We start from the raw sequence: 9,915 nt of genomic DNA on the forward strand, positions 1-9,915 counted from the left end.
CCCGCAAGATATGGATTGCCAATCGTCCGGCGGTATGCTAAGATGAAAAAAATTTATAACGCGAAGAAGAGAATCACATGCGCGATTGCTTATGCTCAGAGAGCTCGGGGAACGCTGAAACCCTTGCCTTAAGCGCCGCATGACGTCGTCTCGGAGCGGTCGATCGAAACGCGGCCCGGGCATTGCAACCCGGCATACGGCGGAGTAGGCTCGAACGGAGTGGCACACGTTATCGTGCGGAAGGCAAGCGTCGAAGCTTGCCTCGCAAGGCCGGCATCGCAAGATTCCGGCAAACCAGGGTGGTACCGCGAAAATGATGACCCCTTTCGTCCCTTGGCCAGACATCGTCTGCGCCTTCGGAGGAGAGGGGTTTTATTGTTGCCTATATGAACGCGATGAAGAGAAAAAGTACCGGTGGCCTTATGCCCAGAGAGCAGGGGAAATGCTGAAACCTTTGCCTTGAGCCTCCGTATGGCGTCGTCTCGGAGCGGTCGATCGAAAGTCGAATCCGGCGATTTGCCCGTATCCGGATTCGGTGAATAGACTCGAACGGAGCCGCACACGTTATCGTGCGGAGGCAGGCTGCATTTGGAACGCGTCGCACGGACTACCGGCGCGCGTTACGACGGCGGCGCATGAAGGCGATAAGCCGCATGCGGCCGTCCCTGCCTCGCGAGGCCGGAATCGCGAGATTTCGGCGAACCAGGGTGGTACCGCGAAAATTCAATCCCTTTCGTCCCTTTTGGCCAGACAGCGCTGTCTGCCGTTTGGGAGGAGAGGGGTTTATTATTTTCGGGGAGGGTTTCTTGTGGAGCAGAGATTCATGGCAACGAACGGCTTGGCTGGGCGGGAGCAGGAGTTAGAGGCGAAGCAGCGGTTGGAACGGGAGCGGAGCGATAGGCCGGACCAGGAGCCAGAGCCGGAGTTGGCGCAGAAGCACGAACAAGCGCGGGAGGAGACGATCAGCGGCTCGGAGGCGCTGCTTCGCGGTTTGCTGGCCGAGGGCGTCGACTGCGTGTTCGGTTACCCGGGCGGCAATGCGCTCTACATCTACGATGCGATGACCGGCAATCCGGCGTTCAAGCATCTGCTCACCCGGCATGAACAAGGAGCCGTCCACGCGGCGGACGGCTATGCCAGGTCGACGGGGAAGGTCGGCGTGTGCATCGCGACCTCCGGCCCCGGGGCAACGAATTTGGTGACCGGCATCGCCACGGCATACATGGACTCCGTGCCGCTCGTCGTGATAACCGCCAATGTCCCGACGACCGTCATGGGCACGGACGCCTTTCAGGAAGCGGACATCGTGAGCATCACGATGCCGATCACGAAGCACAGCTACTTCGTGCGCGACGCGCGGGACCTGCCCCGCATCGTTCGCGAGGCGTTCCACCTTGCGGGCAGCGGCAGGAAGGGCCCGGTATTGATCGACATCCCGAAGGACGTCTCCAATCGCCGCGTGGTCTATCGGCCGTACGAGGAGGAGTTGAGCTTGAATGGCTACGAGGCGGCGCCGGCCATCGATCCGGCGGCCATCGACGAGCTGCTGGCGGCCATCGCGGAAGCCGAGCGGCCGCTCATCATCGCCGGAGGCGGCGTGGTGTACGCCAATGCGGCGAGCGAGCTGCTCGCGTTCGTGGACCGCACCCGGATACCGGTAGCGACGACGCTGCTCGGATTGGGCGGGTTGCCCAGCAGCCACGAGCTGTGGCTGGGGATGCCCGGCCATCACGGCGGGTATGCGGCGAATACGGCGATCCAGAATGCCGATCTGCTCATCTCGATCGGCGCGCGGTTCGACGACCGGGTTACGATGAAGCTGGACGGCTTCGCCCCGCGGGCCAAGCGGATCGCGCATATCGACATCGATCCCGCCGAGATCGGGAAGAACGTCAAGACGGACATCGCCTGCATCGGCGATATCAAGGACGTGCTCGATTACGCGAACGCCGCGGCGTCGCCGGCCCGGGCCGAATCATGGATTGCCCGGCTGCGGCGGGATAAGGCGGACTTCCCGTTTCGCTACCGGGATTCCGAGACGGAGCTGAAGCCGCAGTACGTCATCGAGATGCTTCACCGGACGACGCGGGGGGAGGCCATCATTACCACCGACGTCGGCCAGCACCAGATGTGGACCGCTCAGTTCTACACGTTCAACCATCCGCGCGCGCTCATTACTTCCGGGGGCATGGGGACGATGGGCTTCGGCTTTCCTTCCGCCATCGGCGCCCAGCTCGGCAATCCGGAGAGGCTCGTCGTCTCGATCAACGGCGACGGCGGCATGCAGATGTGCGCGCAGGAGATGGCGGTCTGCGCCATCCACAACATTCCGGTCAAGATCGTCGTCATCAACAATCAGGTGCTCGGCATGGTCAAGCAGCAGCAAGAGATCATGTACGAGCGCCGCTACAGCCAGATCGACCTGGCGGGCAGTCCCGATTTCGTCAAGCTGGCCGAGGCTTACGGCATCAAAGGGTTGCGGGCGCGCACGAAAGCCGAGGCCGAGCGGGTCTGGCAAGAAGTGCTCGACACGCATGCGCCGGTGCTTGTCGAATTCATGGTGCCGACGGAAGAGAACGTCTATCCGATGGTCGTCGCCGGCACGACGCTGGATCGGATGATCATGGGCGATCTTGGATGAAAGTTTTGTAAATAAAACCAGTGCAAGGCTCCAGGCTTTAAGGCCCAGGAGTCTTTTTTGCCGTTTGCGGGCACGATGTCCCGCTTTTATCGGACAAAAATCCACATCATTTACAATCTCTTAAGAGGCGCCTGCGAAAAGGCTGATCTATACTTTATAAGCTGCATAATTTCTGTGACGGAAAACGTCGGTTTTTGTCGCAAAGGGTTGGGTGGATGGGATCGCAGCAGGGGAGTGATTGTTCGGTTAATCTAGCGGAATGCGTTGAAATAGCGGTCCATCGGGAATGCATCTAGGCAAAATCAATAGGGAGAGTGAATCTCGCACATGCAGTCTTTTTTACGTACAAACAGGAAGTGGATCGGCCTGGTATTATCCTTCGCGATGCTGGCCGGCATGCTGCTTCCGCAGCCGCGGACGGCGAACGCGGACGGGGCGCCGGTGCTGTTGGCGCAATGGAGCAATTTTAACGCCGCGGACACGACGACTTACTATGCGAATGACGGAATCGCGGAGAACAAGAGCAACCCCGCGACGGCGATTGCTCCCGTAGGCGCCGGCAACATCGGGGTTGTCGGTACGGCTCCTGTATCGGTGACGTCGTCACCTTGGACGAAGGGCAGCTCGTACTGGATGGTAAAATTAAGCACGACGGGCTATGACAACATTGCGCTTTCTTCCGTGCAGCAGAGCTCGAACACGGGTCCGAAAACGTTTGTGCTGGAATACAGCACGGACAATTCAGTCTGGAAAACAGACACCACGTACGACGTGGCGAATAATAATTCGACAGGTGTTTTGAGCAGCCATGCGCTGCCGGCGGACGTCAGCAATTCGCCTACCGTGTACATTCGGTGGCGCGTAGCCGACAATTCCACTTCGGTCGGCGGAGCCGAAATCGGGTCGGGCGGTACGAGCCGGATCGGCAACATCACGGTCTACGGCACGCTGCTCGGCACGACTACGCCGGTCGACGCGACGGGCGTGACGCTCGACAAAACGACGCTTACGCTCCCGGTCGGCGCAACGGACAAGCTTACGGCGTCCGTTCAACCGAGCGACGCGACGAACAAAGCCGTAACGTGGACATCGAGCGACGATACGGTCGCGACCGTCAGTAACGGCAATGTTACGGCCGTTGCTATCGGAACGGCAACGATTACGGCCACTACGGCAGACGGCGGCTTCCAAGCGACGTCCGCCGTTACGGTGGACAATACGCCGATCGCCGTAACGGGCGTGACGCTCGACAAGGGCAGCCTTTCCCTCGTGGTCGGCGAAAGCGGGCAATTGACGGCCTCCGTTCAACCTTCTAACGCGACGAATAAAAACGTGGTTTGGACCTCCGGCACGGCTAGCGTCGCGACTGTCGATGCAACCGGCAAAGTAACGGCGGTCGGCCCAGGGACAGCCGTTATTACGGGGACAACGGCGGATGGCGGCTTTACTGCAACCTCTGCTGTCACTGTAACGCCTGTCGATACGACGACGTATCAAGCGGGCGACGTCGTGTTCAGCCAGATTTACGCCAATGGCGGCAACGGCGGCGCATTTTACAATTCGAAGTATTTCGAGTTGTACAATCGTACGGACCATGACATCAATTTTAATAACAAATGGTCTATTATTTATACGTCTTCCGGCGGGAAGAGCTTTGGAGCAGGCACCAAGCTGACCGGCACGATCAAAGCGCATGGCTACTTCCTGATCACCGGCGGTCAAGGAACGACAGGTCTGCCGATGCCCATCGCAGCGGATATGACATCGACCATCGGACCGAGCGCATCGCAAGGGGGCATTTTGTCCCTTGCTTATTCTACGGCGGGACTGACGGATCAGGATGATCCTCGCGCCATCGACATGGTTGCTTTTGGCGACGGATCGGTTCCGACTTTCGGAATGGCTACCGACCATTGGGGCGCGCCATTCTATAACGGCAGCATCAAAGGCGGCGCCATCGTGCGCAAGACGGATGCGGGATCGGATCCGCGGCATGCATTCGGGATCGGCAACGGTTACTTCAACCGCGACACGGCCCATGATTTTGTCTTGAATGCGCCGGACGTTCAAACGAATCCGAAAGAAATCGTTCTTCATAATTCCAAAACGATGACGGCTCCGGACGCCGCGAAGATCGCGTTCGCGAGCGCGGCTGGCAGCGCGTCCGTAACGGGCGCGGCAGGCTCCGTGCCGGCTTCGGCAGCCGTCAAAGCGTATGTCGTCGCGGACGGAAGCGTGACGTCGGCAGGCCAAGCGTCCGCCGCGGCGGACGGCTCCTTCAACCTGGCGTTTAGCGACCCGCAAGGCAGCCAAGCCGTTTACGTGACGTTCAAGGACGGTTCGCAGCCGGAGAGTTTCTACGCGCATGTCGATGCGGCAGCGCCGGCAACGTCGGCGATCGCGGCCATCGATAAAACGGACGCGAACGGCATTCCGATGAACGTCGGTTACGCAACGACGATCGAAGGCAACGTGACCTCCGCCAACAAGGCAATCGGCACGGAGAACGCGAGCTATTACGTGCAGGACGCCACTGGCGGCATCCATGTCGTCAGCGCTCAGGCGCCGGCGGGTACGATTGAGCCCGGACATAAGGTGAAGCTCGAAGGCAAAGCCGTCTTCGCGGCAGGTTCCATGCAGTTCGTGCCGACGACGGTGACGGACGAAGGCATGGACGCGCCGGTCGCGGCAGTCTCCGAAACGGTTGCCGATCTGGGCAACTTTGCTACGGCCGAGCCGTTGGAAGGCACCTTGGTCTCCGTTCGCGGCAAAGTGACGAACATTCCGGCGAACGGTCCGGATTACAGCATCACGATCGCGGACGAGGCCGGCAACGTAGCGAACGTGAAGATCGCGGCAAGCTCGGGCATCGACATGAGCACGGCCGTAACCTTGGGCGAATCGTTCGGATTCACGGGAATCGTGGAGCAAACCCAATGGGGCGCCCCTTACACGAGCGGTTACTACGTCGCGCCAAGAAACGCGGCGGATATCAAAGGCGACATGCAGTTCAGCCATACGCCGCTGACCAAAGCATATACCGGCCTCGACATTCCTTTTACTGCCATGGCCAAATACGCGGATTCCGTGACGCTGTATTACAAGAACGAGGGCGATGCGAGCTTCGCTCCGGTTCCGATGGTCACGACGGATAATATCAACTACAACGCCAAGATTCCGCGCGAGAACGTGACGGGAACGAACGTGCTGTACTACATCGAAGCGGTAACCTCGGACCAGCCGAAGCAAACTTCCGGCGACGCCGCTAACCCGCATGCGGTACCGATCGTGGAAGATCTTGACGGCCCGGCTTACTCCAACGAACAACCGGCGCCGAACGACCAGCTCGAGAGCTATCATCCCGTCGTTTCCGTTAATGTCGACGATCCGAACGGCGTGGATGTTGCAGCGCTCGGCATTTCGATCGACGGCAAGGATCTTACGTCCAAAGCCGTCCTGTCGGATACGCAGATCAAGCTGACGCTGACGGCGGACGACGATTTGACCGTCGGCGTGCATACGGTGCAGGTAATCGGCAAGGACAAGCTGGGCAATGCGTCCGCGCATTCCTGGACGTTCGAGATTCTGGAGCGTTTCTCCGGCGGCAATCATTACCGGGGCACGACGCACAATCATACGAATATCTCGCATGACGCCCAGGGCACGCCGGAAGACGCGCTGAAGGCGGCTCAGGCGCACGGCTACGATTACTTCGCGTTCTCCGACCATTCGCATGACATCGACGCGAATCTGGTCGGCCAAGATACCGTGGATCATAACGGCATGCCGGAACGGACGGGCGGCTCGGATTGGCAGTTGACCAAGGACTTGGCCAACGAATATACCAAGGACGGCAGCTTCGTCGTCTTTCCGGCCTTCGAGATGACCTCGACGACTTGGGGGCATTCCAACGTTTTCGGTACGACTAATTTCATCGACCGCGTGCAGAACGGCGGCAAGTACCAAAGCCTGCAAAACTATTACGCATGGACATTGACCTACGACAACATCGTAGCGCAATTCAACCATCCGAACCTCGGCGCCAACGCGTTCGACAACTTCATCCCGTACGACAAGAACGTGGACAAGCTGTTCACGATGCTGGAAGTCGGCAACGGCTCGGGCAACTACTCGTACGTGAACGCGGAAAACAAATTCTTCAGCGCGCTCGACCTGGGGTGGCATGTCGCGCCGACGTACGGCGAGGACAACCATGACGGCACATGGGGTCAGACGAAAGAGCGCACGATCATCGTCGCGAAGGATCTCACGCAGGAATCGCTGCTTGACGCGATGCGCAATATGCACGTGTACTTCAGCGAAGATCCGAATGCGCAATTGGATGTTCTGGCAAACGGCTACTACATGGGCGCTACCGTCGATTCGAAGACGTTGAACTTCGACGTGACGGGCAGCGACGCGGTATCCGAGAGCGCCAGCGATCCGGAATACAGCTTCATCAAGACGCCTTCGAACGACAATATCGCGAAGGTCGAGCTGGTCACGAACGGGGGCCGCGTCATCGACACGTACACGCCGTCCGGCGACAGCCCGTCGTTCAATTGGAAGCCGGTCGTGAACGTGGTCGGCGGACAGCAATGGTTCGTGATCCGCGTGACGCAGAAGGACGGCGATCGCACGTATTCCGCGCCGATCTGGTCCCCGCAGGATCCGTTGTCGGTCAAGGTCAATAACCTGATCGTCGCGGAGGGCGCGGCGATTGCCGGCGTACCGGCGACGCTGAATGCAGGCTTGTCCAACCTCGGCACGATCAGTTTGAAAAATTTGACGGCGCATTTCTACTATGACAGCATCGACGCGGTGCACCTGATCGGCGACGCGACGATCGAGTCGCTTGCGTCCAACCAGAGCGTGACCGCCAGCATCAATTGGGCGAACCCGATCGCGGGCGACCATAAGCTGATCGTCGTGCTCCAGTCGGGAGACGGCAACGATCTGGGCGACAACAAGTTCGAGCAAGCGCTCAGCATCAAGGCGCCGCTCGGCATCAAAGTCATGATCGACGCTACGCACAACAACGAGAATACGTCGAGCGACTCGGGCACGTACAAGGACAACCTGACGTCCCTGACGCTGGCATTGAAGCAGCAGGGCTACACGGTCGTCGAGAATAAAACGGCCTTGAATGCCTCGCTTCTCGCAGATGTGGGCGTACTCGTCGTCACGCATCCGAGCTCGCAATACACGCAGGCCGAGATCGACGTGCTGAACGGCTACGTCAGCGGCGGCGGCTCGCTCCTGATGAGCGAGAAGAGCAATTACAACAATACGCCGCAGAACTTGAACAGCTTGCTGTCCGGCATCGGCTCCAGCATGCTCGTGAACAACGACGGCGTGTTCGACGAGACGAAGGAAGGGAATTTCTGGTCGACGCCGCTCACGTCGAACTTCTCCGTACGTCTGCATAACAGTCCGGTCGACGGCGGCTTGACGGATTTCATCCCGCTGCTTGATTTCTACAGCGGCTCGAGCTTGGCCGCCAATGACGGCAGCGGCGGCAAGAAGGCGCTGACGGACAGCGACAGCGTCACGATTTTGGCGCGCGGCAACGAGACGACGTTCCAGGACAGCCCGCAGCTGAAGGCGGATGCGGTCTCGTATAACGTACGGACGTCGAAGGCTCCGAACGGTCCGGCGCTGACGGATGTCACCGGCGGCTCGGTCATTCCGCTCGTCGCGTCCGAAAAGATCGGCCAAGGACGCATCGTGCTGTCGGGCATGAACATTTTCAACGACAAACAGATGACCCAAAACGACGGTCCGACGAACAACATTCCGTTCTCGATCAACGTCGTCAACTGGCTCGCGAACCGCGAACCGAAGGTCATGCCGATCAACGAGGTTCGTCAACAGCCGGAAGGCACGAGCGTCGTGATCGAAGGTCAGGTCACGACGACGGCGTTCTATGATTCGGCATATATTCAAGACGCAAGCGGCGGCGTGGTGGCCTTCAGCGAAGTGCCTGCAGGATCGCTCAACCTCGGCGATACGGTCCGCGTATACGGCAAGATCAGCACCTTCGAGAACGACAAAGAGCTGGTATTCGACCGTTTCGCGAACAGCGTCGTGGTGCTGAAATCGGGAACCCCTGTTGAACCAAAACAGCTATCGACGGCGGATTCCGTGTCCGACGCTTACCAGGGCCAATTGGTTCAAGTGACGGGCCAAGTAAAAGAAATTAAAGATAGCAGCACGTATATCGTCAACGATGGCTCCGGAGACGTAACGGTATTCGTGGACGGCTACATCGTCAACCAAAGCGGCGTGCAGGTGCCTGCAATGGCGGTCGGCGATACGCTGAAAGCAATCGGTCTCAGCGGCAAATATTCCTTAGGCAACCGGATTCGTGTGCGCGATTCCCGCGAGTTGACCGTAACGCCGGCAGATCAAGTCGTTGCGGTAACGGGCGTCACGCTGGACAAGTCGGAGTTCGCGATGACGGTAGGCGATGCGCCGGTGGCCTTGACGGCAACGGTAGCGCCGACCGACGCGACGAACAAGGGCGTCGCGTGGAGCTCGGATAACGCCCAAGTGGCGACAGTGGACGCAACCGGCCAAGTTACGGCGGTCGCGCCGGGAACGGCGACGATTACCGTGACGACAGCGGACGGCGGTTTCACGGCAACAGCCGAAGTGACCGTGAAGGCGGTAGCGGTAACGGGCGTCACGCTGGACAAGTCGGAGTTCACGATGACGGTAGGCGATGAGCCGGTGGCCTTGACGGCAACGGTAGCGCCGACCGACGCGACGAACAAGGACGTAACTTGGAGCTCGGATAAGACGCAAGTGGCTACGGTAAACGCAACCGGCCAAGTAACGGCGGTCGCGCCGGGAACGGCAACGATTACCGTGACGACGTTGGACGGCGGCTTCAAGGCGACAGCGGAAGTGACCGTGAAGGCGGCAACGGTAGCCGTAACGGGCGTCACGCTGGACAAGTCCGAGTTCACGATGACGGTAGGCGATGCGCCGGTGGCCTTGACGGCAACGGTAGCGCCGACCGACGCGACGAACAAGGACGTAACTTGGAGCTCGGATAAAGCCCAAGTAGCGACAGTGGACGCAACCGGCCAAGTTACGGCGGTCGCGCCGGGAACGGCGACGATTACCGTGACGACATTGGACGGCGGCTTCACGGCGACAGCGGAAGTGACCGTGAAGGCGGCAACGGTAGCGGTAACGGGCGTCACGCTGGACAAGTCCGAGTTCACGATGACGGTAGGCGATGCGCCGGTGGCCTTGACGGCAACGGT

2 protein-coding genes are annotated in these 9,915 nt (G+C 59.7%); both read left to right on the plus strand.

Going from position 1 to position 9,915, the window contains the following annotated elements:
- Nucleotides 1–808: 808 nt before the first annotated feature.
- The gene (gene ilvB, locus GT019_RS17570; protein WP_328803982.1) at nucleotides 809–2,641 is read left to right on the plus strand and encodes a biosynthetic-type acetolactate synthase large subunit; all 1,833 of its coding nucleotides are present in this window, start codon (nucleotides 809–811) and stop codon (nucleotides 2,639–2,641) included.
- A 327-nt stretch (nucleotides 2,642–2,968) separates the two neighbouring features.
- On the plus strand, nucleotides 2,969–9,915 hold a 6,947-nt coding region (locus GT019_RS17575), incomplete at its 3' end, for an Ig-like domain-containing protein (protein ID WP_161744492.1).

Origin of the sequence: Paenibacillus glycinis, assembly GCF_009909185.1 — a bacterium.
Lineage (GTDB): Bacteria > Bacillota > Bacilli > Paenibacillales > Paenibacillaceae > Paenibacillus_Z > Paenibacillus_Z glycinis.